This window comes from Bacillus sp. NEAU-CP5, from assembly GCF_026420705.1.
GTDB classification, from domain to species: Bacteria; Bacillota; Bacilli; order Bacillales; family Bacillaceae; genus Bacillus; species Bacillus velezensis.
In genome coordinates this window covers 441,015-467,011 of record NZ_JAPMOV010000004.1, presented here as the reverse complement: position 1 = coordinate 467,011, position 25,997 = coordinate 441,015, and the positions used below count along the sequence as shown (strand labels likewise).

Genomic DNA, 25,997 nt, shown 5'->3' with positions numbered 1-25,997 from the left:
TCAATGTTTTTAAGTATTCATAAGCGAAATCACTTCTTTTTAACCATTTTTCAGCTCCCGCACAAAAAAACCAGTCTTTCGACTGGCGAGTGGGAAGGAGGTATTGCGGGGCCCGCTGAAAGGCGGGAAATCGAGGAAAAAAGAATGCTATTCAGCCAGCGGCTCTTTCTGTTTTTGATCCATAAACCGAACGGTATCAGCCATGACCTCGGTCACATAAACTTTTACGCCGTCTGTCTTTTCATAGCTTCTCGTCTGGATTCTGCCGCTTACACCGACCATTGACCCTTTTTGGCAGTACAATGCCGTGTTTTCAGCGTTTTTCCTCCAGATGGTGCAGTTGACGAAGTCGGTTCCGGTTTCACCCGACGCGCTTTTAAAATTGCGGTTTACCGCCAACGTAATATGAGCGACGGGAATGCCCGCTGATGTAAAACGGAGCTCCGGGTCTTTCGTCAGCCGGCCGACAAGCATAACGTGGTTAAACAAGCCGTCTCCTCCTCTCTTTTTCGAGGCTGGCTTCATTGTAGTACAAGGGCTCGTGAAAGCAAAAAGCGGATAAAGCCGTTATTCGTTCAGGCTGCTCTTATGTTTTCGTTTTTCTTTCTGATAAAAAAAACTTTTGTTTTTGACCGCTTATGTAATATGTATTTTTGAGCAGCCGCGAGAAAAGTTTCGTTTTAAGCCAGTCTTTCTCAAACATGCGGACAAACTTTCCGCCGTCCCATGCGAACCAGTAAAAACTCAGCTTTTTATCAGTCAATGAAAGCTGAATTTTATACTGTTCCATGCGGTCTTTTGTTTCATATAAAAAGACGACATTTCCCCTTCTGTTAAGATGCACCTCACAATCTTCCTTTTTGCATACCAAGTAGGAATGATCGTCTTTTCGCCTTGAACCGTCTTCTATATAGATTTCCTTCAGGCGCAATTGATTCATAAGCATCTCTCCATGACCATATTCTTTTACATTATAATGAAAAAATAGAAATGATTAAATGTTGACCGCCTACAAAAATGATGAAGCATGTCTTACAGCATTTTCCCGGGAAAAATGATATGTGTTATAATAAATGAACGAAAAACATGGACAACAGGGGTGAAAATAAGAGATGAAAACCTTTAAACTGGTTGATCTGAATGTGGAACGTTTAGATAAAGACGATCAGCCGATTGAACAGTTTCCCCTTTTAGACGGATTGATTATCAATAAAGAGGACGGAGAAAATCATTGGTTAATTGAAGCACTGGTCCCGGCCGAACACTTGTCTTTTTTTGACATGCTGATGAAAAGCCAGAAAGAAGCGAAGGTGTTTGTAACGATTACGAAAAAAAGCAACCGCCCCGCCCAGCTGACGGGAAGCATCAAAAATATTGTCCAGTTGGAAAGAAGTATACAAGTTTTAATTTACGGTCAAATGGTGTCAAGAAACCACCCTGGATCAGAAAGCATTCTGGAGTCGCTCGTGAAAGAAGGCTACTCGGGCAGCCGGCTGATTGAAGCGTTTAAACAAAAATTATAATCAAGAAAAAGGCCGGACGTTAATCATCCAGCCTTTTTTTGTGCCCTAATCATTGTGAGGAGCCCGCTGTTTCAGCAGATCTCTGATTTCAGTCAGCAGTTCTGTCTGCTGATCTGTTTCCTCGGCTTCTTCAGCCTCTTCTTCTGCTTCTTTTTTACGTCTCAGCTTGCCTATTGTGCGGATCACGATAAAAATAGAAAATGAAATAATGAAGAAGTTCACAATCGTTTGAATGAAGCTTCCGTACTTGATATGAGCATCGCCGAATGTCACGGCCAGCCCTGAAAAGTCAAGACCGCCAAGAAGCAGGCCGACCAGCGGCATGATGATGTCTTCAACGAGCGACGTCACGATTTTGCCGAAAGCGCCGCCGATGACGACACCGATAGCCAGATCCATGATATTGCCCCGCATCGCAAAGCTTTTAAATTCTGACCACATTACATTCACCTCTTTCTATACAAAATGGGCTTTTTTATAAGCCCATTTGTTTGTTTTTATTCTCCGAGCGCAAAGGTTAATTCAGCTTCACACACGAGCTCGCCGTCAACTTTGGCAACGCCTTTGCCGCGTCCGATCGTACCGCGCGCGCGGGTAATATCAACCTCAAGCTCCAGCTTGTCACCCGGTTTTACCTGCTTTTTGAAACGGCAGTTATCAATCCCCGCAAAAAATGCGAGTCTGCCCCGGTTTTCTTCTTTAATCAGCATCGCAACCGCTCCGACCTGCGCCAAAGCCTCTACGATTAATACGCCCGGCATAACAGGGTATTCAGGAAAATGGCCGTTGAAAAAATCTTCATTCGCCGTCACATTTTTATATCCCGCCGCCCGTTTTCCTTCTTCGACTTCCGTAATTCTGTCTACCAGAAGAAACGGATAGCGATGGGGAATAATTTCTTTAATTTGCTGAGTATCAAGCATTCTCTTGACATCTCCTTCATCGACAATAGTATGTATAGAAGGCATATGTGGCAACCAATCTGTACATTTGGAAGTATATTATGAATCAATTTCTTTTTCAACCGCGCTGTAAACTGTAACCAGCTGGCAATGAGCCTCGTCCATTAATGTGTTATGATAAATAAAGATTTTTACCCTATGCAAAGAGGTTGGAAGATGATTGCTAAGTTTACTGAAAAACGTACGCTGGTGATGCTGAATGAGTGGTATGACGCCATGGGAAAACGCCAATTCGATCTAGCCCGTTCCCTTCACGAACAAATCAATCAGCATCTCCCCAAATTACAAAAGAATGCAAAGCTCAAACTCAGATATCAGCTGTTTTTCGCACGGTTTCAGCTGCTGTTTGAGAAAAAAGACGGTCTGAATAAGCTGTTCTGCGAGCTGAAGCGGCGCAAAGATGAGATGGATCATGAATTAACTTATTATTTCTATTTTTTCAAAGGATTATTCCATATGGTGAATGGCGCTCCGAACCGTGCTGTCTGCCGCTTTAAAGAAGCTGAACAGTACCTGCCGGCCATTCAGGACCGTTTCGAAGCCGCTGAATTTTATTATAAAACAGCGGGTGCATATTACATGATGAAGTCGCCTGCGCTCTCCATTCAATATGTCAATAAAGCGCTGGAAATCTATCAAGATGAAGCCGGCTACATCAAAAAAACGCTCAGCTGCCGGCTGCTTCTCGCCGTGAATTATATAGACGAGGCACGCTATGACGACGCAGAACAGCTCTTTAATGAATCCATAAAGATAACGGACCGGATCAATGACAATAACCTGCTGTGCCACGCCTATTATAATTTTGGTTTTTTAAAGACCGCCCAGAAAAAAGATAAAGAGGCCCTCCCTTTTTACAAAAAGGTATTGGGCAATCAGCGTTTCGAGAAAGAGTCTCCCGTTTCCTACCTTCATTGTGTGTACGAAGCGGTCAGAGCACTTTTTAAAACCGGATCTGACGCCGAAGGACAAACCGTGCTGCAGAAAGGTTTATACATATCTGAAAAAGTGCAGAACAAGATTATGAAATTGAAGCTGACCGCGCTCAACATATTGTACACCGCTCAGGAGGACCCGTACGACCGATTGCAGAAGCTTGTGCTGGAGCTGCAGAAAATTGAAGCGTGGGTGGATTTGGAAGTGTTGCTTCAGGATATTACTGATTACTACAAAAAAAAGGGCGATTTTGAGAAAGCCGCATTTTTTATCATGCGCGGCTGATCAAAACGCCCCTTCTTTTATCTGACTGAGTTGATTAAGCCCAGCATTTGGTCTCCCAATGTAATCGTGCGGCTGTTCAGCTGATAGGAACGCTGAGACACGATTAAGTCGGTCATTTCTTTTGACATATCGACATTTGAACCTTCAAGCGCGCCCTGCTCCATGCCGATTGCCTGCCGGTTTGCGCCGGTAAGCTCTTCAATCGCTGAAGCCCCCGCGCCGTTTACGGAAAACAGATTATCCCCTTCCGCATGAAGCGCCTGAGGATTATTGACATTGACGATGCCGAGATTAAACGTCTGCGAACGGGTTCCCGCCTGGTCTGAAGCAGTCAGCGTTCCGGTTTTGCTGATTTTCAGCTGAGTCAGCGAACTGTCAATTTGTATGGGCTGACCGTTCTCATCGAGAATGGGATTGCCTCCCGCTGTCATCAGCTGAAGCAGCCGGTCATTTCCGCCGGCCGGCTTGAGGGAAAGTGAGCCGTCCCTTGTATACACCCGCCGTCCGTCCGCTTCTGCCTGAAGATATTGATAAGGTGATGTGAACGCGATATCAAGGTCACGGTCGGTTTTTTTGATGCTTCCCTGCCCTGAGTCCAGCTGCGGAGTCATGACCGTTCCGGCGCCGAGACGCAGGCCGGGCGGCGTTTTCCGCATGTTCGGCGAATTTTCCTTTTTGTCATCTATATGGTCATACTGCTGTCTGATCAGCTCGGAAAAGCGGGAGTCCCTCGCTTTATAGCCTGTCGTATCACTGTTTGAAAGGTTGCTGCTGACTGTATCCATCTGCTGCTGAAGCTGATTTAAGGCTGTTGAAGCCGTCAGCATTGATCTGAGCATCATAATTGAATGTCCCCCATTTTGTTACACTTTGCCGATTTCATTTGCGGCTTTATCCATGCTTTTATCGTAAGCCTGAATGACTTTTTGATTGGCTTCAAATGATCTGTATGCTTCCGTCATTTCTGTATACGTGCTCGTCACGTCCACGTTCGAAAGCTCCGAGACGCCTTGCTTTAATGAATACGAGACTTGGGGATTCGCCGCCGCGCTCGGCAGTTCAGAGCCGTCGGCCGTGCTGTATAGGTCATTGCCGTCCCGTTTCAGATTGCGCACGTCTTCTTCCATTCTGATGTCAATCTGCCCCGCCGGCCGGCCGTTTGTCGTGACCGTTCCGTTTTCTGATACGGTGAATTTTTCATTGTCGACTGTAATCGGCTGTCCGTTTGTTGATAACACAAGGTTTCCGTTTATCGTAAGCTGATTGTTTTCATTTAATGAGAAAGTGCTGCTTTTTGAATAGCGGACGCCGCCCGCGGTCTGCACGGGATAAAACAGCTCGGCGTTTTCATTCGTTTCGGCATTCTTGGGAACCTGATTCTCCATCAGTGCGATATCCGTCGGCTGATCGGTCGTTTTCAGGCTTCCCTGCGTAAACAACGGTTTCAGCTCCTGCATGTATACGCCTGTGTTGACGGAACCGATTTTCGTTTTTTTATCGCCTTCTATTCGGCTCAGAAGCATCTCAGGAAAGGCGCGGATTGAACCTTGATCCTCTTTGTACCCTGATGTATTCGCGTTTGCGATGTTATTTGACAGCATTTCCGTTCTTCTCTGCTGTGTAATCATTGCGGACGTTGCGGTATATAATCCTTTTAACAAGTCTTCCACCTCTGAAATAGCATTATTTCCAGTTGCCTCACCGGAACATTTGTTCTATAATGAAAATCAGCATTTTTTCTTATTATCGGATTTACATTCCCGTTCGTGAAGGGTTTGACAGAAAAAAACCCCATTCTTTTTCAGAATGAGGTTTTATCATCAGCTCAGTTTGCGTTTTGGAAGCTTGTCCATGTTATCCAGCATGACGCCGGTTCCGACCGCAACACAATCCATCGGGTTCTCAGCGACAAGAACAGGCACCCTCAGCTCTTCGGCAAGAAGCTGGTCAAGCCCGTTTAACAGCGCTCCCCCGCCGGTAATGATAACGCCGCGGTCGATGATGTCAGCGGACAATTCAGGCGGTGTTCTTTCAAGAACCTGCTTGGCGGCCTGCACAATGACGGCAACTGATTCACGAAGGGCTTCTTCTACTTCTTTGCTGTTTACTGTAATCGTTCTCGGCAAACCGGAAACCATGTCACGGCCGCGGATGGTGATTTCTTCATGACGTGCGTCTGGGAAAACCGTTGCGACCTTCACCTTAATATCTTCAGCGGTACGTTCACCGATCAGCAGCTTATACTCGCGTTTGATATAATTTAAGATTTCCATGTCAAACTTGTCCCCAGCCATCTTAATAGAAGAGGAGGTGACAATATCGCCCATAGAAATAACTGCGATATCTGTCGTACCGCCTCCGATGTCAACAACCATGTTACCGCTCGGCTGGAAGATTTCCATACCCGCGCCGATAGCGGCAACTTTTGGTTCTTCTTCAAGGTACACATGCTTTCCGCCGCTTTTTTCAGCTGCTTCTTTAATCGCTTTTTGCTCAACGGATGTAATATTCGTCGGGCAGCAGATCAGCATGCGCGGTTTTGAGAAAAGTCCTTTTACATTCAGCTTATTAATGAAATGTTTCAGCATGGCTTCTGTTACTTCGAAGTCTGCGATTACGCCGTCTTTCAGCGGACGGATCGCAACAATATTCCCAGGTGTACGTCCAACCATTCGTCTGGCTTCTTCACCGACAGCCAGCACTTTGCCGCTGTTTTTATCAAGTGCCACAACGGAAGGCTCATTCAGAACAATTCCTTTTCCTTTTACATGGATCAGTACATTTGCAGTACCGAGGTCAATTCCAATATCCCTTGCAAACATCTATTTATATCCTCCTTGATATCTGTTTCACAGTAAAATATCCACATTGTGCCCTAATTATATATATTATCATAATTTATCAAAAAAAAGCTGCTGAACGATATAAGTTCTTGACAAAATTTTGCGGATATTCGCGAAACCGCCCGGGAGGAGAAAAAAGGACCCGGCAGACGTCAGGCGCTACGGCTGCTGAACGGGCTCCCCTTCAAGAATTTCATCCTTCTTGTACTTTAATTTCGTCGCCTCTCCCCCTCTTAAATGTCTGATGGATTTATGATAATCGAGTATTTCTTTTACTTCATTCGCCAAGTCAGGATTAATTTCAGGCAGGCGCTCTGTCAGATCTTTGTGTACGGTACTTTTGGAAACACCAAACTCTTTCGCAATGACACGAACGGTTTTTTTCGTCTCCACGATATACTTACCAATCTTGATTGTTCGCTCTTTGATGTAATCGTGCACACCACTCGACCTCCCCAGTTGGATGTGAGAAGTGTGAAATGAGATCCGTATTCTGTAACAGATTCACTGATGATGCAGCTTCTTCGTTGTCCGATTATATAAGAAGGTTTTAGAAATATGCCCACGATCCCTCACCTCAAACACTCTCTTTGATAGGTTTGTAACAGTGTATTAGCAATGAATTGGGAATATGCTAAAAACTCAATAAGGACAAGGGGCGGGTCATAATTTTCTGCTTTTTGAACGGGGGGTTTACATCCGCGCGATCCTGCTGTAGAATGAAACAGCACAATTAGTTACTTAGGTAAGTTTTTTGAAAAGGAGAACGGAAATGATCCACGTCAACAGACGCCTCATTCATCAAATCAATCAATGCGCCCGCCTGATTACGAAGAAAGCCAATGAACGGCTGGAACCATTCGGCCTGTACTCCTCTCAATGGTCAATCCTATATTGCTTAAAAACGATCGGACCGATGACCCAAAAAGAAATCTGGTCCTATCTGAACGTTGAGGCGCCGACCGTTACCAGAACGATCAAACGCCTTGAAGAAAACGGCTGGATTCAGCGGGAACAGGGAGAAGACAAGCGGGAAAAGCTCGTCGTCCTGACGAAGGAAGCTGAATTGAAATACGACAGCATCAATCAAGAGATGCTGAAGTTCGAGGAAGACATGCTTGCGGATTTCCAGGATGGAGATAAGGAAGCTTTTTCTGAGTTTCTGAATGTGTTTTTAACGAAATAATAAAAAGGGAAGTGCTGTACTTTTGAGTAAATCTGACTCGATCTGGACCAAAGATTTTATTATGGTCGTACTCGTGAATTTATTTGTCTTTGTGTTCTTTTATACATTTTTGGCCGTGCTGCCTATCTATATGATTCAGGAGCTTGGCGGCAGTGAATCGCAAGGAGGGCTTTTGATCAGCCTTTTCCTGTTATCTGCTATTATCACCCGTCCTTTTTCAGGGGCGATTATTGAACGGTTCGGCAAGAAAAGAATGACGATTGTATCCTTGGCGCTGTTCGCCCTGTCTTCTTATCTGTATTTGCCGATACACAATTTCTATCTGCTGCTCGGACTGCGTTTTTTCCAAGGCATCTGGTTCAGCATTTTAACGACGGTTACGGGCGCAATTGCCGCTGACATTATTCCCGCCAAGCGGCGCGGCGAGGGGCTCGGTTATTTTGCGATGTCTATGAACCTTGCCATGGCGATCGGTCCGTTTCTCGGGCTGAGCCTTGTGAAGGTCATTTCGTTCCCGGTTTTCTTTACGATTTTTGCCGTATTTGTTTCTTTAGGCTTGCTGATTGCTTTTATGATTCGTGTGCCGGATCAAAACAACAGCGGAACGACCGTCTTCCGTTTTTCTTTCTCCGACATGTTTGAAAAAGGCGCGCTTAAAATCGCGATTGTCGGGTTGTCCATTTCTTTCTGTTATTCAAGTGTGACTTCATATTTATCCGTTTATGCAAAGACGATCCACCTGTTGGATGTCAGCGGCTATTTCTTCGTCTGTTTCGCCGTAACGATGATGGCCGCCCGCCCTTTCACAGGAAAGCTGTTTGACAGAGTGGGACCGGGAATCGTCATCTATCCGTCGATTATCGTGTTCTCCGCGGGGCTTTGCATGCTGGCGATGACAAACAGCGCCCTCATGCTTCTCTTGTCTGGTGCCGTAATCGGTCTCGGATACGGCTCTATCGTACCGTGTATGCAGACGCTGGCGATTCAGAACTCGCCCGGACACCGTTCAGGCTTTGCGACGGCTACCTTCTTCACTTTCTTTGACAGCGGGATTGCCGGCGGGTCCTATGTATTCGGCCTCTTCGTCGCTTCGGCCGGATTCCATTCGATTTATCTGGCCGCGGGGCTGTTCGTCCTGATTGCTTTACTCCTGTATGGCTGGAGCCAGAAAAAAAGAACGCCGCTTGAAGCGGACGGAAACGTTTCAATCGCAGACTGATATGACAAAAAGCCGGGGGCAGCCCCGGCTTTTTTTATTCGGCCGCTCTTTCCCGCGCGATTCGTCCCGCCGCTTTTACATAAGGAGGATGAATATACATAAGCGCCGTATAACCGAGACATGACAAAATGACACCCGCAAACCAGGAGATATCATAGATGCCGGCGAACGCCGGGACGTACATCCCGATTAAAGAAATAAACGCGCCGAGAAAAGTCGCGGCAAAGGCCCGGTAATTATAGCCTTTGTAATAAGTATACTGTCCGGTTTCCGAATAAAGGTCTTCAACTGAGAGCTGCCTTTTTCTGATGATAAAATAATCAGCCATCATCACCCCGGCCACCGGTCCAAGCATCCCGCCGATGAGCCCGAGAAACGCATAAACATTCGTGGCGCTCTCCATCAGCTTCCACGGTATTGTGAACAGGGCCAGAACAGCGGTCAAATATCCTCCCCTTCTGAATGTAATATACTTCGGCAGGACATTCGCCAAGTCATAGGCCGGTGACACGATGTTTGCCGCCACGTTAACCGAGACGGCGGCGATGCAAAGCGTGATGACCGAAAGAGCGATAACAAAAGGATTATCAAACCGGGCCAAAATCTCCACCACATCCCAAATCGGTTCTCCGAATGCTACCTGTGATCCGGATGTCACTGTAATGCTCGCAAACGCAAACAGCGCAAACGTTCCCGGCAGGCCGTAAAACTGGCCGCGAATCTGTTCTTTTTGCGACGCGGCGAACCGGGTGAAGTCAGGAATATTCAGAATCAATGTCGCCCATATCCCGATAATGCCTGTCACCCCTGCCGCAAACGGCCAAAACGTTTCAGAAAAGGTATGGAACTTTCCAGGCTGTGAGTAAATCGGTCCGAGCCCGCCGGCAATATCTATCGCCCACCAGACCATGCCGCCGAAGACGAGATAAACAAGCGGGCCCGCCCACACTTCAAATTTTTTGATTGATTCCATGCCGTGCCGCAGCACAAGCAGATGAATGCCCCAAAAGAAAATGAACGACAGAAAGCCCGGCAGATGAAGCCCGAATATATTCCAATCTCCTCCGAGACTCCCCCAGCCCGGCCATATGTTCAAAAGCAGAATGTGTAAAGCCGTGCTTCCGGCAAATGTTTGAATTCCGAGCCACATGATGGCTGTAAACGCCCTGAGAAGCGCCGGAATGTTAGCGCCGTATATTCCGTAAGAAGCCCTGATAATGACCGGAAAAGGCAGGCCGTATTTCGTTCCGGCATGGCCGTTCAAGGCCAAAGCGGCGAACAAAATGAGTGACGCCGTCACGATAATGGCAAGCACCTGCCACGGAGAAAGACCGATCGCAATGAGCCCGCCCACAGTCGCATAGGTCGGGATATTATGAATGCAGCCCATCCAGATGGATGCAAAATTCACCGCTTTCCATGTCCGTTCGCCGTCTTCTAAAGGCAGTAAATCTTTGTTGCTCAGCCGATCACTCGTTGTTTTTTTCATTTTCTCCCTCCCGCATGTACGTTTTCCTTACATCACATGTGAAAAAATATAACTGAAAATTCCGCAAATAACATTGGTCGCTGTCGACAATAATCGTTTTGATTTTTGAGCACATTACACAAAAAAAGAGACGGGGAGAGCCCGTCTCTTTTTTTGCGCCTGTTAAGAGGCTTTTTTGAGGAGAACCGAAAACCGGAACGCCATCAAAAGGCTTACGGCGCCGACAACGATAAGAATCGTGCCGAGCATATGAAAATGGCCGGCGGTAATTTCTTTTCCGAAAAGAATGCCCAAAATGACAGAAGACAAAATCGAACCGAGATACCGGCAGGTCTGAAACAGGCCGGACGTTGTTCCGACCATGTCGGCAGGGCTCGTTTTCAGCATGGCCGCCTGAAACGTGACATTTCCGAAGCCGTAGCCGACACCCAGCACGGACAGGATCAGCCCTTTTCCTATCATAGGCGCCTGAAGAAAGAAAAACGTTAACAGCACCGCCCCGATCGCGGTCAGGCAGGTTCCGGCAACAATCGGCTGAAGAAGCCCTTTCTTATCTATCCATTTTCCGGTCAGGGGCGACACCAGAATACTCATGCCCGACATAAACAGCATAATCAATCCGCTTGTCTGAACGGACAAATGCATTTCATCCTGAAAATAGCTCGGAAGCCCGAAAAAGATGCAGTAAAAGAATATATTCAGCAAAATAAATTGAATATACACCGACGATAGTTTCCGATGCGTTTTAAACAGCCTGACATCAATAAACGGCTTCTCTGTTTTCAGCTCGCGCCAGATAAAGAGCCCGACAAACAAAAGCCCGAATACGCCTTCTGTATAGTGAGGCTTCGTACTGAAGGACAATAAAAACGACAGGAGAAGGATAATCGCTCCGGCAAACAGGAGTATCCCGATCGTATCAAGCTGGCGAAGCACGCCTTTCAAGCCGCCGATCTCGCGTTTTTCATCTTTCGGAAACATATACATTCCGAGAAAAAAGCTGAGAATGATAAACGGCAGATTGACGAAAAAGATCGCCGGCCACCCTCCCCAAACGATCAGAAAACCACCGAGAGTCGGACCGAGCGCCGTCATGGCTGATGCAAAGATTGACAGGACGGCCAGCGCCGAAGCCTGCTTCTCCTGTATATTTGAACGGATCAATCCGACGCCGGACGGATATATCGCGCTGCTTCCGATCGATTGAAAAAGCCGCATGATCAGCAAAGTCATAAAAGTCGGCGCAAACGGCGCGCCGACCGCCGAGACGGCAACAAGCAGAAGCCCGATCAAAAACAGCTTCTTCCTGCCGAGCATATCACCGAGCTTCCCGGTAACAGGCTGCGCCACCGCGCTGGCCAGATAAAAGGACGATATCAGCCAGGACACCGTTGTAAACGACAGGTGAAATTCATGCTGAATACTGTGAAGCGCAAGAGAAATCATCGACGAGTTCAATGGGTTCAGCATCGTCCCCGAAGCCACGGCCGTCAAAAACAGGACGCGGCTTTTTTTGGAGATTGTCATTTTGTCTGTGCGATAAATTCTTCCGTCGTCCGGCTTCTGCCGATTTTCGGGAAGATAAACTTGAGTGTCGCTTCGTGCTGTTCATCGCTGAATGTCGCCATCGCGTCAGTTACGAAAACTTGCTGATACCCGAGCTGAAAAGCTTCTCGCGCCGTGCTTTCCACACCGATGTTTGTCGCAATCCCGCATAACACAATTGTGTCGATTCCCCGTCTTCTGAGCTGAAGGTCCAGGTCCGTGCCGAAAAACGCGCCCCACTGCCGTTTTGTTACCGTATAATCGTTTTCTTTCACTCCGATTTCAGGCACAAATTCAGCCCAATCCGCCGGCGGAGCCGAATGCCCCGCCGCCTCTTCATCCGTCAGCGGCTTCAGCGCATCCGCTCCGTCATGAAAATCCACGTTCACAAAGCTGATAAATCCGCCTTTTTCCCGGAACACATCAATTAATTTTTTCGCGTTCGGCACAACGGTACCGCTTTTATCCATCGGCACAATGCCTTTTTGTAAATCAATAATGACCAAAGCCGTTTTTTCAAATTGCAGATTTAATGATGTTGTCATAATGATTCCTCCTGATGCAGTTAGTGTTTCTCACCCCGTTTATTTTACTCTTTCCCGGACAGGATTTCTTCCGCCGTGCTCCGGCGCTCTTTTTATGGATATAAAGTCGCACGGCACCCATTTGAAAAAACAGTATTATGAACGCAAAAAACCATGTCAGATAACCTTACACGAAAATGTTTTATCGTTCTTTTTTCTCTATAATAATGAATTAATCACAATTACATTCTGAATGAGACGGAGGAATACAACATGCAGATGGGCGATACAGTATTTATGTTCTTTTGCGCTTTACTCGTGTGGCTGATGACCCCCGGGCTGGCTTTGTTTTACGGCGGAATGGTAAAAAGCAAAAACGTGCTCAGCACGGCGATGCATAGTTTTTCTTCTCTCGCCATCGTATCCGTCGTTTGGGTTTTGTACGGATATTCACTTGCTTTTGCCCCCGGGAATACATGGCTTGGCGGGATTGAATGGGCGGGGCTGAAGGGGGTCGGCTTTGAACCCGGAAGTTACAGTGATACGATCCCGCATTCCTTGTTCATGATGTTCCAAATGACGTTTGCCGTACTGACAACGGCCATTATTTCCGGAGCATTTGCTGAACGCATGAGATTCAGTGCTTTTCTTGTATTTTCCTTTTTGTGGGCTTCCCTCGTATATACCCCCGTTGCGCACTGGGTATGGGGCGGCGGCTGGATCGGCCAAATGGGCGCTCTTGACTTCGCAGGCGGAAACGTCGTCCACATTTCTTCCGGAGTCGCCGGGCTCGTGCTGGCGATTGTGCTCGGGAAACGCAAGGACGGCACGGCGGCTTCCCCTCACAACTTAATTTACACGTTCTTGGGCGGGGCGCTCATTTGGTTCGGATGGTTCGGCTTCAATGTCGGCAGCGCCCTCACGCTTGACAGTATCGCGATGTTTGCTTTCATTAACACAAACACCGCGGCTGCGGCCGGAATTATCGGCTGGATTTTAATCGAATGGATGCTGAACAAGAAACCGACCATGCTGGGCGCTGTATCAGGCGCTATCGCCGGGCTTGTCGCCATTACGCCGGCTGCCGGTTTCGTTACGCCATTCTCTTCCATCGTAATTGGTTTCATCGGCGGGCTTGTCTGCTTCTGGGGCGTGTATTGGCTCAAAAAGACTTTCGGTTATGATGATGCGCTTGACGCTTTCGGCCTGCATGGGATCGGCGGGACATGGGGCGGCATTGCGACCGGTTTATTCGCCACCACTTCCGTCAATGACGGCGGGGCAAACGGGCTGTTTTACGGCGATCCGGGACTGCTCTGGAAGCAGATTGCGGCCATTGCGGCAACCTATGTATTTGTATTTATTGTCACTTTCGTTATCATTAAAATTGTAGGTCTGTTCATTCCCCTTCGCGCCAGTGAAGAAGAAGAGTCACTTGGGCTTGATTTAACGATGCACGGGGAAAAAGCATATCAGGACTTATAAAGTGAGGAGTGGCTTAGATGAGCGGTCAAATGTTCAAGGTAGAAATCGTTACGCGTCCGGCTAAGTTTGAAACATTGAAACAGGAACTCGGTAAAATCGGAGTCACATCGCTGACCTTCTCCAACGTACACGGCTGCGGCCTTCAAAAAGCCCACACCGAACTGTACCGCGGAGTCAAAATTGAAAGCAATGTGTATGAACGGCTGAAAGTGGAAATCGTTGTCAGCAAGGTCCCCGTTGATCAAGTCGTGGAAACGGCGAAAAAAGTGCTGAAAACGGGAGAGCCCGGAGACGGCAAAATATTCGTCTATGAAATCGGAAACACGATTAATATCCGCACCGGAGAAGAAGGACCAGGAGCTTTATAAACAGACAGAACGCCCGGAGACAGCATGTCCCGGGCGTTTTTTTCAGGCTTCATTAAAAAGAAGAAGCCTTTTTTTCATGCGGGACAGGCCGCTTATGCCGTACGGGTTGTTTTTTCGCATATGTACTGATATTGACCAGTATGCCGCACAAAAACAGCGTCATAATCAATGAAGAACCGCCGTAGCTGATAAACGGAAGCGGCACACCCGTAACCGGGAGGAGTCCGCTCATCGCTCCCAAATTCAATACAACCTGAAACATTAATTGAAACGTAATTCCGATGGCAAGAAGCTTCCCGAACGGGTCATCAGCCCGCACGGCCGTTTTTACGCCGAGAAGCATTAACGCAAAATATAATCCCAAAACGATCAGAACACCGAATATCCCCAGCTCTTCGCTGATCACGGCCATAATGAAATCGGTATGCGCCTCAGGCAGATAGTTCATTTTTTCAACACTGTTTCCAAGCCCTCTTCCGAAAAACCCGCCTCCGGAAATAGCAAAATAGGATTGAATCAGCTGATAGCCGTCCCCGTTCGCATCACCAAACGGATTGGTAAAGGAAACGAGGCGCTTCACACGATAGGAAGCGGAAAATGCGAGATAAACAACCCCGGACACCGCCGTCGCGCCGAGCACGAACAGATGGCGCTTTTTCAAGCCGGCACATAATAAAATCGACCCGCATGCCGCCAGGATTAAGGAAGCCGTCCCTAAATCAGGCTCCGCCAATGTCAGCAGAAAAGCGGTCCCCAAAATCACTAAAGGCGGCAGAACCCCTTTCACAAATTGATGAATGTACGGCTGCTTTTTCGTATAAATCGAAGCGAAATACAAAATCATGGCGATCTTCGCCAATTCAGACGGCTGTACGACAAGCGGGCCCGCTCCCAGCCACCTGCGGGAAAAATTCCGCTCCAGCCCGATTCCCGGTATCAATACCAGCAGCAGCAATACCAGCGAACCGACCACAAACAGCGGTACAAGCCGCGCATACCGCTTATACGGCAGACAGGCGGCAAATAGAAATAAGCATAATCCGATCAGTAAAGAGGTACTTTGTTTGTGGAAGAAATAGGATGGATCTCCGTACCGCTGAGACCCCATCACATCACTGGCGCTGTACACCATTAACAAGCCGAATCCGCAAAGCAGCATAATGACAAACACAAGCGGCAGATCGGCGTTTTTCAAACGTTTCAGCAACGGACAAAACTCCTTCGGCTATTCTTTTCCCGCATACTTGACGCACAGTAATACAGTCACGTTTCATTCTGTTTACTTTTTTATGATTATTTTTAATACCAATTGTGTCTCATAGAAAAAAGCATTACACTGTTCATATAAAATAAAGATAAAAGGTGATATTTGTGAATTACGAACTATTTAAAGCGATCAATGGTTTGTCGCACCATAGCGCCATTCTCGACTCTATCATGGTATTTATTACGGAATACGCCATTTACGCCTACGCCCTTTTCCTGCTTGCCATGTGGCTGTTCGGAAGCACAAAAGGCAGACAAAACGCCCTGTACGCGGGCTTCACGGGTGTTGCAGCGCTTATCATCAACTACCTCATCACGAAAGTCTATATCGAGCCGCGCCCTTTTGTCGAACATACGGTTCATACGCTGATCCCTCATGCCGCGGATGCTTCATTTCCGAGTGACCATACGACAGGCGCTTTGGCGATTTCAATTGCGATTCTGTTCCGCAACAAAAAACTCGGCTGGCCGCTTGTGATTTTCGGCCTTTTGACCGGCTTCTCAAGAATTTGGGTCGGCCACCATTATCCGATCGATGTGCTCGGAAGCATTATCGTTTCCCTCATTGTCGGATTCCTGCTGTTCAGATTTTCAAATGTGCTTCGTCCGATTGTCGATCTGATCGTGCGAATCTATGAAAGTATCGTTCATAAAAGCAAATCGACAAACCATAATATATAAAAAAAAGCCGGCGTCTGTCACAGACTGCCGGTTTTTGTATGTTTGGCTGTATGCTTTTTCCTTTGTAAAGCACAGAATGCGGCAATGCCGAGACTGTCAATCAGCACATCGCGGAGGCATCCGTTTCTGCCGAAAAAGAGCTGGACGATTTCTGTCAGGAAAGCGGCGGCCAATGCATACAGCACCGCCCTCTTCATGCGCCTGCGCTCCCTGAAAAACAAATAGGCGAGCACAAAAAATGAAAACGCGTGCCCAAGCTTTTGAATCGCCGCCTCCGGTATGGCGAGCTCCGCCATATCGAACACAAAGAAACCGGACACATCCGGATGGGGCGTGAAACGGAAGGACACCGTCTGCGACACAATCATATCGTGAAAGCTTTCAGTCAAAGCAGAAACGAAAACAAAGACGAGCCACCCGGCCGCCAGACATTTATTCATTCAGCATCTCCTTCGTTTTCTACTAGTATAAAGGCACATGCGGCAATATGAAAAGCGCCTATCAGAGCTGATAGGCGCTTTGGGATCAAGATTACTTGCCCGAATCTTTCATTGAGCCGTCATCTTTACCATCTGTCTTGTCTTTTGTGCCGTCCTCTTTGTCACCTGGTTTTTCTTCGGTTTCTTTTTTAGGCGTCACATCTTTTTTCTCGGAAGATTGCTGAATTGCCCCTTCCGTTTCTTCTGTCACAGCGTTTTTCTCTTCAGCCGCCGCTTTTTCAATAGATGTTACCGGCTTGTCCATAAAATTGAGCGGGTTCATCGCTACGCCGTCCTTGCGGATTTCAAAGTGCACGTGATTTCCGCTTTCTTCACTGTAAAGGTTTTTTCCGGATTTACCGATGACCTGGTTCTGCTTTACTTTGTCGCCCTGATCCACGCTGACTTCAGATAAAGACTGATAGACAGTAGACAGGCCGTCTGAGTGTTCAATTTCAACTACATACCCCAGTACCGGGTCTTTAGCAGCTTTAACAACCGTACCGCTCAGAGAAGCAGAAACATCAAATGATTTTCCGTCTTTCTCAGCTAAGTCAATTCCTTTACTGAGGCTGTACGTGTTATTATAGTTAACAAGTGCTGCTTCTTTCTCTTTTTTTGCGGCATCAGTTTCATAAAACTTTTTCACAACAGAAACATTTTCAGAATGAGCAGCCGGCATTGCGACGTTTTCCATTGACTTGCCTACTTCGACGGCATCGTCTTTGCCGCTGTCATACGCGGAGTTTCCGCCGTTGTTCGTCAGATTGTCCTTCACATCATTCGAAACGGATTGATACCAAAGGACAGCTGTTAAAATGACGGCCGCACTGACTAAGTAGATTGCAGGGAATATCCAGCGTTTGCGAAAAAACCGCTGAAGTTTTTTGACTTGAGAAGTTTTCTTTTCTTCCTCTCTCATTTGTTCATCACCTCAGCAACATTCTGAACACTTTTCTGAAAATATATACACATCCATAAAAAACTTTTTTGGAATAGTATGTGCAGATTGCACTTGATTATGTAATGAAATGTGAAGGGAGATCCCGGAATATGAATTTGACCCTGCGCAAAGCCGTATTGGAGGATTTAGATGCGGTGGTGGCCATTTACAACTCGACGATTGCCTCACGAATGGTAACGGCTGATACGGAAGAAGTGACGCCCGCAGACCGGATGGATTGGTTTTTGCGGCACACGGACCGGCGCCCGCTGATGGTCGCGGAAGATGAAACCGGCAAAGTGGCGGCCTGGATCAGCTTTGAAACGTTTTACGGCCGTCCGGCCTATGACAAAACGGCGGAGATCAGCATCTATCTGCATCAGGATTGCCGCGGCAAAGGAGCAGGAAGCTTTCTGCTGAAAGAAGCCCTGGCACTCGCTCCGGCAATCGGCATCCGCAGCCTGATGGCTTTTATCTTCGGACATAATGTGCCGAGCATTAAGCTGTTTGAAAAATTCGGTTTTACCGAATGGGGCGTATTCCCGGGTATCGCCGAAATGGACGGAAAACGATATGACTTGAACATTTTAGGGAGAGAACTGTCATGATCACCATCGATAAAGACAAAGACGAAAACCAGCCGCTCAATAAAAAAACCCGTTCCCTTGCCGACATCGCCAAATGGGGAAAGATCACCGCCGTGTTTCTGATCATCACGGGCTCTCTTTCCGCTCTGTCAGCGATTGTGACGCTGCTTGGAGCCATTCCGGGGGTTCTGCTCATCATTTCCGGCGTCATGCTGATGCGCTCGGCAAAAGCGGCTGCCGCCCTTCAGGAAGGACTAGAAGAAAACGCGGAAGAAAATATGCTTGCACATTACGCCTCATTTATCAAAATGCAGTTTTTTTATGCGGCATCCAGTGTGGTATTGGGCATTCTCGCTTTTATTTTAGTCGTCATCTTCGCTGTCATCGGAATTATCGCTTATCACAGCACTGATACGTATGACACGCCTGATTCATATTACTATGAGAACGACCCGGTGTTTGAATGACAAAAAGAGCTGATCGCGCGTCAGCTCTTTTTTAATAAAGCATTTCTTTTTTCCGGTCTTCTTCCGTTAAAAATTCAATAAAGCTCTTCATCGCAGACGGCTCCTCGGCAATCAGCCGGGTATAGGCGCTTTTCCGTTCCTCGGACAGAATATCGCTTTTTCTGATTCTGTTCAGCATATAAAGGCGGATCGTTTTTTGCACCTGTTTCCGCTGATAGCCGGCTTCCTTAAACAACGCAAGACCCAAGGCCGCAAGGAGTGCAAAAATGCCGGCCGACACGAGAGCTCCTCTCCCGGAAGGGGCCTGAATCAAAAGCGATGCCAGATGAAACAGACTAAAAGCGGCGAGCGGGAAAGCAAGAAAACGGTAAATGATGCTTTTTTTCATCAGCGGCGCAATGGCGATTTGTATTTTCTGAATTTCTTTTTTTATGAATCCCGGCAATTGTTCCGCATGCTCCAGCTTCATGCCCTCTCCCCTTTGCTGTCATTTTTGTCTTCTTTTTCATATATGCATATTTTAACGCACCCGGAACTTTCTTTGAAAGAAAACTGCATTCATCTTTGATTCCGGCTCTTTATTCTTTCAAAATGTCAATGTTATAATTTGAAATGGGAATCAGATTGCTGCACTTGTCGGAATACTAATGGGCACAGTCTTGATAAATATGATATAGCGGGGTTGCAAAGTGAGCATTTCATTTATTTTATTCGGATTTTTTTTCGTTTTAAATATACTTTTGGCCGTCATCATGATTTTCAAAGAAAGACGCGATGCCAGCGCTTCATGGGCTTGGCTCTTGGTTCTTTTTTTTATTCCCATTTTAGGGTTTATTTTATACCTGTTATTCGGCCATAACCTGAGACGCAAGCATCTGTTTCAATGGGAAGACCGTAAAAAAATCGGGATTGAAAAGCTGCTGAAGTCTCAGCTGAAAGATCTGAAGTCGAGGCAATTCCAATTTAACAACAGAGCGACTGTGGATAATAAAGACCTCATCTATATGCTTGTCATGAACAACCACGCAGTCTTTACAGAGGATAATTCGGTGGAGATTCTGACGGACGGGCGCGATAAGTTCAAACGCTTAATGAAGGACATTTCCAACGCAAAAGATCACATTCACCTTCAATACTATATTTATAAAGGTGATGAACTGGGAAAAAAATTGCGCGATGCCTTAGTGAAAAAAGCACGCGAAGGCGTAAAAGTCAGAGTGTTATATGATGAACTCGGTTCAAGATCACTCAGAAAAAAATTCTTCAAACCGCTGCGGGACGCCGGCGGCCATGTGGAAGTCTTTTTTCCTTCCAGGCTTCGTCCGATTAATTTGCGGCTCAATTATCGGAATCACCGCAAGCTCGTCATCATTGACGGCGAAACCGGCTATGTCGGCGGCTTTAACGTCGGAGATGAATATCTCGGCCTGAATCCGAAATTCGGCTACTGGCGCGATACGCACCTCAGGCTTCAAGGCACGGCGGTACACGCCATTCAGACACGGTTTATCCTCGATTGGAACCAAGCCTCCCATCATCATACGCTCACATACGTTCCGAATCATTTTCCGGAATGCGAGCCGAAGGGCAATGTCGGGATGCAGATTGTCACGAGCGGACCGGATTCAGAATGGGAACAAATTAAAAACGGCTATATCAAGATGATCTCAACGGCCAAACGGTCGATCCTGATTCAGACGCCTTACTTTATTCCTGACTCAAGTCTTTTAGATGCCCTCAGGATCGCCTGTCTGTCAGGCATCGACGTCAAAATCATGATTCCGAACAAGCCGGATCACGCTTTCGTTTACTGGGCGACTTTATCTTACATCGGCGACCTTTTGAAAGCCGGAGCCTCAGTCTACATTTATGATAATGGCTTTATTCATGCAAAAACGATTGTCGTCGATGATGAGACGGCTTCAGTCGGTACGGCGAATATCGACGTCAGAAGCTTCAGACTTAATTTTGAAGTCAACGCCTTTATTTATGACGTCACCATCGCGAAAAAACTCATTTCCTCATTTAAAGAAGATCTGCTCGTCTCCAGAAAATATACGTATGAAGAATATCAGGAGCGTTCGCTGCGGATCCGCATTAAAGAATCAATTTCAAGACTTCTTTCGCCGATTTTGTAATTCCCGGGGTATTTCTCGGGAATTTTCTAATATAAAAACGGGCACGGCACGAAAAAACACATTTTATATTCAAAAGAATGACCGAATAGTGTATAAATGAAAAGTGAGTATTTTTTTGTAAAGGAGTGCCATAGTTTGAAACCTGAATCAGTGAATCGTTCGCTTATTTCTATTTCGAAATGGGGAAAAGCGACAGGTATTTTATTTATTATCATGGGTGCGTTTGCGGCGCTGTCGGGCGCGTTTTTCTTTTTAATCGGAGCCATTCCCGGCGTTCTGCAGATCATTGCCGGCATTTTTCTGATGCGCTCGGCAAATGAAGCGGGACAGATGGCGGAGCAGTTCAATGAACAGACAGAGGAACATATGCTGGAGAATTATGCAAAGTTCGTGAAAATGCAGGGGATCTACCTGATTGTGACGGTCGGTTTGTCCGTTCTTGGTATTGTTCTCTTCATTGTCCTCATGACGCTCGGCATCGTGGACGGCGTGTTTAATAATATTGATGCCAATACATATTAAAAAGGAAAATCCCGGCGCATCCGCCCGGGATTTTTTCTTATTCCGCTTCTTCGACAACGGGAAAGTTTTTCTGCTTTGGATTTGCCAATACGGCGATGGCATAATAGCGCAGCTGAGACTCTGTCTGCAGATATTCTTTCAGACATTCCGGCTTCAGCCAGACTGTCGCCGTCACATCAAAAAAGCTTTTCCTCAGAGTTTCAACTGAAATCACTCAATTGTTCGACTGTTCCTGATCAGGTTTAGAAGCAAGAATTGTGATTCTGCAAAATAAGGATAAAAGCCATGGTGGAACAAGACCGCTTATCATACATTTTTTTGGGTCTTTGTAATTAAATTACAATTGTTCTTAATATTCACTCATGTATTCATGCTATTATATTGAAAGGAACGATCAAAAGCGTTGGCGTTCGTTAAATATTTACGAGTGCTGCCTCATATCAAAGTCAGAAAAAATAGTATAGGAGGTAACATATGTTTAAGTTTAAAAAGAAATTCTTAGTTGGATTAACGGCAGCTTTCATGAGTATCAGCATGTTTTCGGCAACCGCTTCTGCAGCTGGCACAGATTACTGGCAAAATTGGACTGATGGGGGCGGAACAGTCAACGCAGTCAATGGATCTGGCGGGAATTACAGTGTTAATTGGTCTAATACCGGAAATTTCGTTGTTGGTAAAGGCTGGACTACAGGCTCGCCATTTAGAACAATAAACTATAATGCCGGAGTCTGGGCGCCGAATGGCAATGGATATTTGACTTTATATGGCTGGACGAGAGCACCTCTCATCGAATATTATGTAGTGGATTCATGGGGTACTTACAGACCTACCGGAACGTATAAAGGTACCGTAAAAAGTGATGGAGGTACATATGACATATATACAACGACACGTTATAACGCACCTTCCATTGATGGCGATAACACTACTTTTACGCAGTACTGGAGTGTTCGCCAGTCGAAGAGACCAACCGGAAGCAACGCTACAATCACTTTCAGCAATCATGTTAACGCCTGGAAGAGCCATGGAATGAATCTGGGCAGTAATTGGGCTTATCAAGTCTTAGCGACAGAAGGATATAAAAGCAGCGGAAGTTCTAATGTAACAGTGTGGTAACAGCTCATCTTTAATTAGGGGCAGCTAACGGGCTGCTGATCGTTCCTTGAGAAATTTTATAATGATTGTTAAGAGGCGAACGGTTTTGGCATTACCGGAGGCAGGATATTCTCCATCAGTTTTCGCGTATTAAAATAAGAGTGCCGTCATTTTTCGGTAACCCGCTTACAACAGACACCTTCACATAAGCCTTAAGCAAAATAAAAATATCCCGGTTACCACCTCCTTTAGTTCATTAAACAGATCGCAACCCCGCATCCAGGCTTGCCTGAATATGGAGCCAAAACCGTGATTTCCTCATTATCACTTGCAACCATTTTTGTTACACCAATAGCGGCATGAACCCATCTCTTTTTAACAAAAGAGATGATTCATTACATCATAAAGGGACTTGCTCGCAAGTTCATTCTCCATTGCCCGCTGTACGCTTCCGAACGTCTCATCGAGCGCGCGCTGAATATTTTTGCCGACCGGACAGTCGGGGTTCGGATTGTCGTGAACCGCAAAAAGCTCTTCCCTATTCTGCACCGCCCTGTAAACCTCTAAGAGGGTGATCTCCGACGGATCTTTTTTCAGGCTGGCTCCCGGAACACCCGCCCGGGATGTCAGAATACCCGCTTTTTTCAGCTGGCTGATCGTTCTCCGCACGACGACGGGATTGGTGTTTACGCTGCCCGCAATCATGTCCGATGACGCCCGTTCATCCGTTGAGATCAGCGATAGAATGTGAATGGCCACAGCAAGACGGCTGTTAATCATGTTTTTCACCACCGTTGTAACCACAATAGTTACATTTCATTTGTTTGTCAACTACTAATATACACTAAAACGGGCGGCAGGATGAAATCAAGTTGGCAATAGAGGTGTAAACAGGCCGGCGGGAAACCGGCCGGAGAGGGATTAAAATAAAAAATAACGCTGTCCGAGCGGAACATAGCTGACGGGCTGGCATGCCAGCTCTTCTCCGTCGGCGAACACCTGATAGGTTTTCGGATCGACTTGTATATTCGGCATCGCGTCATTCAGCTTCATGTCGAGCTTACTCAGCTTACGGATATTACGTACGGGAGAAATCATTTTTTCAAGGCCGAGCTTTTCCGGCACACCGTTTGCGATACCGGCCTGGGACATAAATGTAATAGAGGTATTTCGGTTTGCTTTACCGTATGATGCGTACATCTGCCGCATAAACACGGGTTCAGGCGTCGGAATGGAAGCATTCGGATCTCCCATTTGGGCGCGGGCGATCATGCCGCCTTTGAGCACAAGTTCAGGTTTGACGCCGAAGAAAACCGGGTCCCATAGTACGAGGTCGGCAAGCTTTCCTTTTTCAACGGAACCGACTTCATGGCTCAGGCCGTGAGTGACGGCCGGGTTGATCGTGTATTTAGCGATATAGCGTTTGGCGCGCACATTGTCATTGCCGTTTTCTCCTGATAGAGCGCCGCGCTGTTTTTTCATTTTATCGGCAACCTGCCATGTCCGGATAATCACTTCTCCCACCCTGCCCATCGCCTGTGAGTCAGATGACGTCATGCTGATCGCGCCGATATCGTGCAGAATATCCTCCGCCGCAATGGTGGCCGCTCTGATGCGTGAATGACTGAATGCCACGTCTTCAGGCACTTTTGAATCTAAATGATGGCAGACCATCATCATATCAAGATGCTCGTCCATCGTGTTGACGGTATATGGAATCGTCGGCGTCGTAGAGGACGGCAGGATATTGGCGTAAGATGCGAGTTTCATAATATCCGGTGCGTGGCCTCCGCCGGCTCCCTCTATGTGATATGTATGGATAACCCGTTCGCCGATCGCATCAAGCGTATTTTCTAAAAAGCCCGCTTCATTAATCGTGTCTGTGTGGATCGCCACCTGAATGTCCGCCTCATCCGCGACTTCCATGCAAGCTTTAATGGCGCTTGGCGTTGATCCCCAATCTTCATGTAGCTTCAGGCCGATCGCGCCTGCTTCCACCTGCTCGATCAGCGGCGCTTTATCGGATGCATTCCCTTTTCCTAAGAAACCGACGTTGATCGGAAACTCCTCGGCCGCTTCCAGCATTCTCGACATGTACCATGCACCGGATGTACAAGTCGTCGCTTTACTTCCCGTCGCAGGACCCGTTCCGCCGCCGAGAAGCGTGGTCACGCCTGAAGAAAGCGCGACTTCCATCTGCTGCGGGCAGATAAAGTGGATATGCGTATCCACCCCGCCGGCCGTTACGATTTTCCCTTCGCCGGAAATGACTTCTGTTCCGGCACCGATAATCATGTGCGGGTCCACCCCATCCATAATATCAGGGTTGCCGCTTTTCCCGACGCCGACAATCCGGCCGTCCTTCACCCCGATATCCGCCTTGACGATTCCGGTATAATCCAGGATAACGGCGTTTGTAATGACCAGATCAAGCGCTCCGTCTTTCCCGGTGATACGCCCGTTCTGCCCCATGCCGTCCCGGATTGTTTTCCCTCCGCCGAAAATCATTTCTTCACCGTAATTCGTGAAATCTTTTTCGACTTCAATCCATAAATCCGTATCTCCGAGTCTGACTTTGTCTCCCGTTGTCGGTCCGAACAGTTCTGCGTATTGCTCACGTGACATTTTCATCGGATCGCCTCCTCCATCCATCCGGCTTTTTTAAGATTTGACAGAGTCTTCTCTTTTCCCCGCTCATCCATATACGTATCGGCCATGCCGTTGAGACCTCTGACCGTTTTTCGCCCTCCGATTTCCACGAGCGTGACGGTTTTCTCTTCTCCCGGTTCAAAACGGACAGATGTGCCTGACGGGATATCAAGGCGCAAGCCGATTGCTTTGTCCCGATTGAAGGAAAGGGCGCCGTTGGCTTCGGCAAAATGAAAATGCGATCCTACCTGCACTGACCGTGTTCCGTTATTGGTGACTGACACCTCCAGCGTCTTCCGGCCTTCGTTAATGGTGATGGTCCCCTTTGCGACTTGAATCGCTCCCGGCTTCATGACTTCACCTCCGCTTTGATCGGATGATGAACGGTGACAAGCTTAACCCCGTCCGGGAACGTCGCTTCCACCTGAATGCTGTCCAGCATTTCCGGAACGCCTTCCATAACGTCTTTTTCCGTCAATACATTGCGGCCGGATTCCATCAGCTCAGCAACGCTTTTTCCGTCTCTCGCGCCTTCCATCAGATAACAGGTCAAATATGCGGCGGCTTCGGGATAATTCAGCAGAACGCCGCGCGCCTTCCGCTGCTTAGCGAGCTCTCCCGCCGTAAAAATAAGCAATTTTTCTTGTTCAACCGGTGTCAGTTTCATCTGTATTCCCCCTTAGTGATAGTCAAACACAATCCGCATGGTCATACCGAAACGATGCAGGCAGCCGTCACCCCCTTCACCTCATGAAATGTTAAGTGATAAAAGTTATTCGACGGTGAACGGCCCGATTCCTTTTGC

General features: G+C 47.2%; 32 protein-coding genes. 12 read left to right on the top strand and 20 right to left on the bottom strand.

Features of this window, described 5'->3' with window-relative positions; translation table 11 throughout:
* Positions 1 to 147 precede the first annotated feature (147 nt).
* Positions 148 to 489: a single-stranded DNA-binding protein gene (locus OTK50_RS15150; protein WP_007614303.1), complete on the bottom strand. Its 342-nt coding sequence runs from the start codon at positions 487 to 489 to the stop codon at positions 148 to 150.
* 97 nt (positions 490 to 586) lie between these two features.
* The gene (locus OTK50_RS15145) at positions 587 to 940 is read right to left on the bottom strand and encodes a hypothetical protein (protein ID WP_003151247.1); all 354 of its coding nucleotides are present in this window, start codon (positions 938 to 940) and stop codon (positions 587 to 589) included.
* A 172-nt stretch (positions 941 to 1,112) separates the two neighbouring features.
* On the opposite strand from OTK50_RS15145, the gene OTK50_RS15140 reads away from it, so the two are divergent.
* Positions 1,113 to 1,523, top strand: a complete 411-nt coding sequence (locus OTK50_RS15140; RefSeq protein ID WP_044802928.1) for a YwpF-like family protein — start codon at positions 1,113 to 1,115, stop codon at positions 1,521 to 1,523.
* Positions 1,524 to 1,568: 45 nt separating this feature from the next.
* On the opposite strand, the gene mscL is transcribed toward OTK50_RS15140, so the two are convergent.
* Entirely contained in the window at positions 1,569 to 1,964 is a 396-nt protein-coding gene (gene mscL / locus OTK50_RS15135) for a large conductance mechanosensitive channel protein MscL (RefSeq protein ID WP_003151243.1), read from the bottom strand.
* 56 nt (positions 1,965 to 2,020) lie between these two features.
* Positions 2,021 to 2,446, bottom strand: coding sequence for a 3-hydroxyacyl-ACP dehydratase FabZ (gene fabZ, locus OTK50_RS15130; RefSeq protein WP_003151242.1), 426 nt, complete (start codon positions 2,444 to 2,446; stop codon positions 2,021 to 2,023).
* Between the two features lie 195 nt (positions 2,447 to 2,641).
* On the opposite strand from fabZ, the gene OTK50_RS15125 reads away from it, so the two are divergent.
* Complete coding sequence (locus OTK50_RS15125) at positions 2,642 to 3,706, top strand: tetratricopeptide repeat protein (protein WP_032875994.1); 1,065 nt, start codon at positions 2,642 to 2,644, stop codon at positions 3,704 to 3,706.
* Positions 3,707 to 3,723: 17 nt separating this feature from the next.
* Here OTK50_RS15125 and OTK50_RS15120 read toward each other — a convergent pair whose 3' ends face one another.
* The 4 genes from OTK50_RS15120 to spoIIID all read right to left on the bottom strand — a co-directional run bounded on the left by OTK50_RS15120 (position 3,724) and on the right by spoIIID (position 6,990).
* Positions 3,724 to 4,545 (bottom strand): flagellar hook-basal body protein, encoded by an 822-nt coding sequence (locus OTK50_RS15120; protein WP_032876942.1) that lies wholly within the window; start codon positions 4,543 to 4,545, stop codon positions 3,724 to 3,726.
* Between the two features lie 24 nt (positions 4,546 to 4,569).
* Positions 4,570 to 5,367, bottom strand: coding sequence for a flagellar hook-basal body protein (locus tag OTK50_RS15115; protein WP_007614310.1), 798 nt, complete (start codon positions 5,365 to 5,367; stop codon positions 4,570 to 4,572).
* A 159-nt stretch (positions 5,368 to 5,526) separates the two neighbouring features.
* Positions 5,527 to 6,528: a cell shape-determining protein Mbl gene (gene mbl, locus OTK50_RS15110; protein WP_003151237.1), complete on the bottom strand. Its 1,002-nt coding sequence runs from the start codon at positions 6,526 to 6,528 to the stop codon at positions 5,527 to 5,529.
* Positions 6,529 to 6,708: 180 nt separating this feature from the next.
* Positions 6,709 to 6,990, bottom strand: a complete 282-nt coding sequence (gene spoIIID / locus OTK50_RS15105) for a sporulation transcriptional regulator SpoIIID (protein ID WP_003151236.1) — start codon at positions 6,988 to 6,990, stop codon at positions 6,709 to 6,711.
* Between the two features lie 331 nt (positions 6,991 to 7,321).
* Here spoIIID and OTK50_RS15100 point away from each other — a divergent pair, with 331 nt between their 5' ends.
* Both OTK50_RS15100 and OTK50_RS15095 read left to right on the top strand, forming a co-directional pair.
* Entirely contained in the window at positions 7,322 to 7,735 is a 414-nt protein-coding gene (locus OTK50_RS15100; RefSeq protein WP_007407562.1) for a MarR family winged helix-turn-helix transcriptional regulator, read from the top strand.
* 22 nt (positions 7,736 to 7,757) lie between these two features.
* Positions 7,758 to 8,954, top strand: coding sequence for an MFS transporter (locus OTK50_RS15095; RefSeq protein ID WP_014419077.1), 1,197 nt, complete (start codon positions 7,758 to 7,760; stop codon positions 8,952 to 8,954).
* Between the two features lie 34 nt (positions 8,955 to 8,988).
* Here the strand turns inward: OTK50_RS15095 and OTK50_RS15090 are convergent, their stop codons facing one another.
* The 3 genes from OTK50_RS15090 to OTK50_RS15080 form a co-directional block, all read right to left on the bottom strand.
* Positions 8,989 to 10,443 carry an NCS1 family nucleobase:cation symporter-1 gene (locus OTK50_RS15090; protein WP_032875989.1) on the bottom strand — a complete coding sequence of 485 codons (1,455 nt, stop codon included), beginning with the start codon at positions 10,441 to 10,443 and terminating at the stop codon, positions 8,989 to 8,991.
* A 162-nt stretch (positions 10,444 to 10,605) separates the two neighbouring features.
* Positions 10,606 to 11,970: an MFS transporter gene (locus OTK50_RS15085; RefSeq protein ID WP_003151229.1), complete on the bottom strand. Its 1,365-nt coding sequence runs from the start codon at positions 11,968 to 11,970 to the stop codon at positions 10,606 to 10,608.
* Positions 11,967 to 12,533, bottom strand: coding sequence for an isochorismatase family protein (locus tag OTK50_RS15080; protein WP_007614320.1), 567 nt, complete (start codon positions 12,531 to 12,533; stop codon positions 11,967 to 11,969). Before OTK50_RS15080 ends, OTK50_RS15085 begins: the two co-directional genes overlap by 4 nt.
* A gap of 252 nt (positions 12,534 to 12,785) precedes the next feature.
* Between OTK50_RS15080 and OTK50_RS15075 the strand changes: the two genes are divergently transcribed.
* Both OTK50_RS15075 and OTK50_RS15070 read left to right on the top strand, forming a co-directional pair.
* Entirely contained in the window at positions 12,786 to 13,997 is a 1,212-nt protein-coding gene (locus OTK50_RS15075; protein WP_003151223.1) for an ammonium transporter, read from the top strand.
* A gap of 17 nt (positions 13,998 to 14,014) precedes the next feature.
* Complete coding sequence (locus OTK50_RS15070; protein ID WP_003151222.1) at positions 14,015 to 14,365, top strand: P-II family nitrogen regulator; 351 nt, start codon at positions 14,015 to 14,017, stop codon at positions 14,363 to 14,365.
* Positions 14,366 to 14,417: 52 nt separating this feature from the next.
* Here OTK50_RS15070 and ftsW read toward each other — a convergent pair whose 3' ends face one another.
* Positions 14,418 to 15,572 (bottom strand): putative lipid II flippase FtsW, encoded by a 1,155-nt coding sequence (gene ftsW, locus OTK50_RS15065; protein ID WP_032875983.1) that lies wholly within the window; start codon positions 15,570 to 15,572, stop codon positions 14,418 to 14,420.
* A 164-nt stretch (positions 15,573 to 15,736) separates the two neighbouring features.
* Here ftsW and OTK50_RS15060 point away from each other — a divergent pair, with 164 nt between their 5' ends.
* Positions 15,737 to 16,312, top strand: a complete 576-nt coding sequence (locus tag OTK50_RS15060; RefSeq protein ID WP_059367654.1) for an undecaprenyl-diphosphatase — start codon at positions 15,737 to 15,739, stop codon at positions 16,310 to 16,312.
* A gap of 17 nt (positions 16,313 to 16,329) precedes the next feature.
* Here OTK50_RS15060 and OTK50_RS15055 read toward each other — a convergent pair whose 3' ends face one another.
* Together OTK50_RS15055 and OTK50_RS15050 are read right to left on the bottom strand one after the other, a co-directional pair.
* A complete protein-coding gene (locus tag OTK50_RS15055; protein WP_007407570.1) occupies positions 16,330 to 16,752 on the bottom strand; it encodes a VanZ family protein in 423 nt (140 codons plus the stop codon).
* A 91-nt stretch (positions 16,753 to 16,843) separates the two neighbouring features.
* Complete coding sequence (locus tag OTK50_RS15050) at positions 16,844 to 17,713, bottom strand: M23 family metallopeptidase (protein WP_007614325.1); 870 nt, start codon at positions 17,711 to 17,713, stop codon at positions 16,844 to 16,846.
* A 137-nt stretch (positions 17,714 to 17,850) separates the two neighbouring features.
* Here OTK50_RS15050 and OTK50_RS15045 point away from each other — a divergent pair, with 137 nt between their 5' ends.
* Positions 17,851 to 18,342, top strand: coding sequence for a GNAT family N-acetyltransferase (locus OTK50_RS15045; RefSeq protein WP_087920810.1), 492 nt, complete (start codon positions 17,851 to 17,853; stop codon positions 18,340 to 18,342).
* Positions 18,339 to 18,788: a DUF5362 family protein gene (locus tag OTK50_RS15040; protein ID WP_032875976.1), complete on the top strand. Its 450-nt coding sequence runs from the start codon at positions 18,339 to 18,341 to the stop codon at positions 18,786 to 18,788. The genes OTK50_RS15045 and OTK50_RS15040 overlap by 4 nt, the downstream gene beginning before the upstream one ends.
* A gap of 31 nt (positions 18,789 to 18,819) precedes the next feature.
* Here OTK50_RS15040 and OTK50_RS15035 read toward each other — a convergent pair whose 3' ends face one another.
* Positions 18,820 to 19,257, bottom strand: a complete 438-nt coding sequence (locus tag OTK50_RS15035) for a DUF5392 family protein (RefSeq protein WP_014419085.1) — start codon at positions 19,255 to 19,257, stop codon at positions 18,820 to 18,822.
* Between the two features lie 220 nt (positions 19,258 to 19,477).
* On the opposite strand from OTK50_RS15035, the gene cls reads away from it, so the two are divergent.
* Together cls and OTK50_RS15025 are read left to right on the top strand one after the other, a co-directional pair.
* A complete protein-coding gene (cls, locus tag OTK50_RS15030; protein WP_007407575.1) occupies positions 19,478 to 20,926 on the top strand; it encodes a cardiolipin synthase in 1,449 nt (482 codons plus the stop codon).
* A gap of 135 nt (positions 20,927 to 21,061) precedes the next feature.
* Positions 21,062 to 21,448 carry a DUF5362 family protein gene (locus OTK50_RS15025; protein ID WP_127069903.1) on the top strand — a complete coding sequence of 129 codons (387 nt, stop codon included), beginning with the start codon at positions 21,062 to 21,064 and terminating at the stop codon, positions 21,446 to 21,448.
* A 37-nt stretch (positions 21,449 to 21,485) separates the two neighbouring features.
* Here the strand turns inward: OTK50_RS15025 and OTK50_RS15020 are convergent, their stop codons facing one another.
* A complete protein-coding gene (locus OTK50_RS15020) occupies positions 21,486 to 21,623 on the bottom strand; it encodes a hypothetical protein (protein ID WP_224223878.1) in 138 nt (45 codons plus the stop codon).
* Between the two features lie 299 nt (positions 21,624 to 21,922).
* Between OTK50_RS15020 and xynA the strand changes: the two genes are divergently transcribed.
* Entirely contained in the window at positions 21,923 to 22,564 is a 642-nt protein-coding gene (gene xynA / locus OTK50_RS15015) for an endo-1,4-beta-xylanase XynA (protein WP_038460158.1), read from the top strand.
* 354 nt (positions 22,565 to 22,918) lie between these two features.
* On the opposite strand, the gene OTK50_RS15010 is transcribed toward xynA, so the two are convergent.
* The 4 genes from OTK50_RS15010 to ureA form a co-directional block, all read right to left on the bottom strand.
* The gene (locus OTK50_RS15010) at positions 22,919 to 23,323 is read right to left on the bottom strand and encodes an Rrf2 family transcriptional regulator (protein ID WP_007614341.1); all 405 of its coding nucleotides are present in this window, start codon (positions 23,321 to 23,323) and stop codon (positions 22,919 to 22,921) included.
* A gap of 141 nt (positions 23,324 to 23,464) precedes the next feature.
* Positions 23,465 to 25,174, bottom strand: coding sequence for an urease subunit alpha (gene ureC / locus OTK50_RS15005; protein WP_266121916.1), 1,710 nt, complete (start codon positions 25,172 to 25,174; stop codon positions 23,465 to 23,467).
* A complete protein-coding gene (gene ureB, locus OTK50_RS15000; RefSeq protein ID WP_266121915.1) occupies positions 25,171 to 25,545 on the bottom strand; it encodes an urease subunit beta in 375 nt (124 codons plus the stop codon). The genes ureC and ureB overlap by 4 nt, the downstream gene beginning before the upstream one ends.
* Entirely contained in the window at positions 25,542 to 25,859 is a 318-nt protein-coding gene (gene ureA, locus OTK50_RS14995) for an urease subunit gamma (RefSeq protein WP_021494819.1), read from the bottom strand. The genes ureB and ureA overlap by 4 nt, the downstream gene beginning before the upstream one ends.
* Positions 25,860 to 25,997: the final 138 nt, after the last annotated feature.

Excerpts from the sequence above, each read along its gene's own strand:
- OTK50_RS15070 (WP_003151222.1), top strand. The coding sequence starts at position 14,015 with ATGAGCGGTCAAATGTTCAAGGTAGAAATCGTTACGCGTCCGGCTAAG.
- OTK50_RS15055 (WP_007407570.1), bottom strand. The coding sequence starts at position 16,752 with ATGAATAAATGTCTGGCGGCCGGGTGGCTCGTCTTTGTTTTCGTTTCT.
- ureC (WP_266121916.1), bottom strand. The coding sequence starts at position 25,174 with ATGAAAATGTCACGTGAGCAATACGCAGAACTGTTCGGACCGACAACG.
- OTK50_RS15080 (WP_007614320.1), bottom strand. The coding sequence starts at position 12,533 with ATGACAACATCATTAAATCTGCAATTTGAAAAAACGGCTTTGGTCATT.
- ureB (WP_266121915.1), bottom strand. The coding sequence starts at position 25,545 with ATGAAGCCGGGAGCGATTCAAGTCGCAAAGGGGACCATCACCATTAAC.
- mbl (WP_003151237.1), bottom strand. The coding sequence starts at position 6,528 with ATGTTTGCAAGGGATATTGGAATTGACCTCGGTACTGCAAATGTACTG.
- OTK50_RS15100 (WP_007407562.1), top strand. The coding sequence starts at position 7,322 with ATGATCCACGTCAACAGACGCCTCATTCATCAAATCAATCAATGCGCC.
- OTK50_RS15010 (WP_007614341.1), bottom strand. The coding sequence starts at position 23,323 with ATGATTAACAGCCGTCTTGCTGTGGCCATTCACATTCTATCGCTGATC.
- OTK50_RS15120 (WP_032876942.1), bottom strand. The coding sequence starts at position 4,545 with ATGCTCAGATCAATGCTGACGGCTTCAACAGCCTTAAATCAGCTTCAG.
- OTK50_RS15090 (WP_032875989.1), bottom strand. The coding sequence starts at position 10,443 with ATGAAAAAAACAACGAGTGATCGGCTGAGCAACAAAGATTTACTGCCT.
- fabZ (WP_003151242.1), bottom strand. The coding sequence starts at position 2,446 with ATGCTTGATACTCAGCAAATTAAAGAAATTATTCCCCATCGCTATCCG.
- xynA (WP_038460158.1), top strand. The coding sequence starts at position 21,923 with ATGTTTAAGTTTAAAAAGAAATTCTTAGTTGGATTAACGGCAGCTTTC.
- ureA (WP_021494819.1), bottom strand. The coding sequence starts at position 25,859 with ATGAAACTGACACCGGTTGAACAAGAAAAATTGCTTATTTTTACGGCG.
- OTK50_RS15125 (WP_032875994.1), top strand. The coding sequence starts at position 2,642 with ATGATTGCTAAGTTTACTGAAAAACGTACGCTGGTGATGCTGAATGAG.
- OTK50_RS15140 (WP_044802928.1), top strand. The coding sequence starts at position 1,113 with ATGAAAACCTTTAAACTGGTTGATCTGAATGTGGAACGTTTAGATAAA.
- OTK50_RS15085 (WP_003151229.1), bottom strand. The coding sequence starts at position 11,970 with ATGACAATCTCCAAAAAAAGCCGCGTCCTGTTTTTGACGGCCGTGGCT.
- OTK50_RS15035 (WP_014419085.1), bottom strand. The coding sequence starts at position 19,257 with ATGAAGCTGGAGCATGCGGAACAATTGCCGGGATTCATAAAAAAAGAA.
- OTK50_RS15145 (WP_003151247.1), bottom strand. The coding sequence starts at position 940 with ATGAATCAATTGCGCCTGAAGGAAATCTATATAGAAGACGGTTCAAGG.
- OTK50_RS15075 (WP_003151223.1), top strand. The coding sequence starts at position 12,786 with ATGCAGATGGGCGATACAGTATTTATGTTCTTTTGCGCTTTACTCGTG.
- OTK50_RS15050 (WP_007614325.1), bottom strand. The coding sequence starts at position 17,713 with ATGAGAGAGGAAGAAAAGAAAACTTCTCAAGTCAAAAAACTTCAGCGG.
- OTK50_RS15040 (WP_032875976.1), top strand. The coding sequence starts at position 18,339 with ATGATCACCATCGATAAAGACAAAGACGAAAACCAGCCGCTCAATAAA.
- mscL (WP_003151243.1), bottom strand. The coding sequence starts at position 1,964 with ATGTGGTCAGAATTTAAAAGCTTTGCGATGCGGGGCAATATCATGGAT.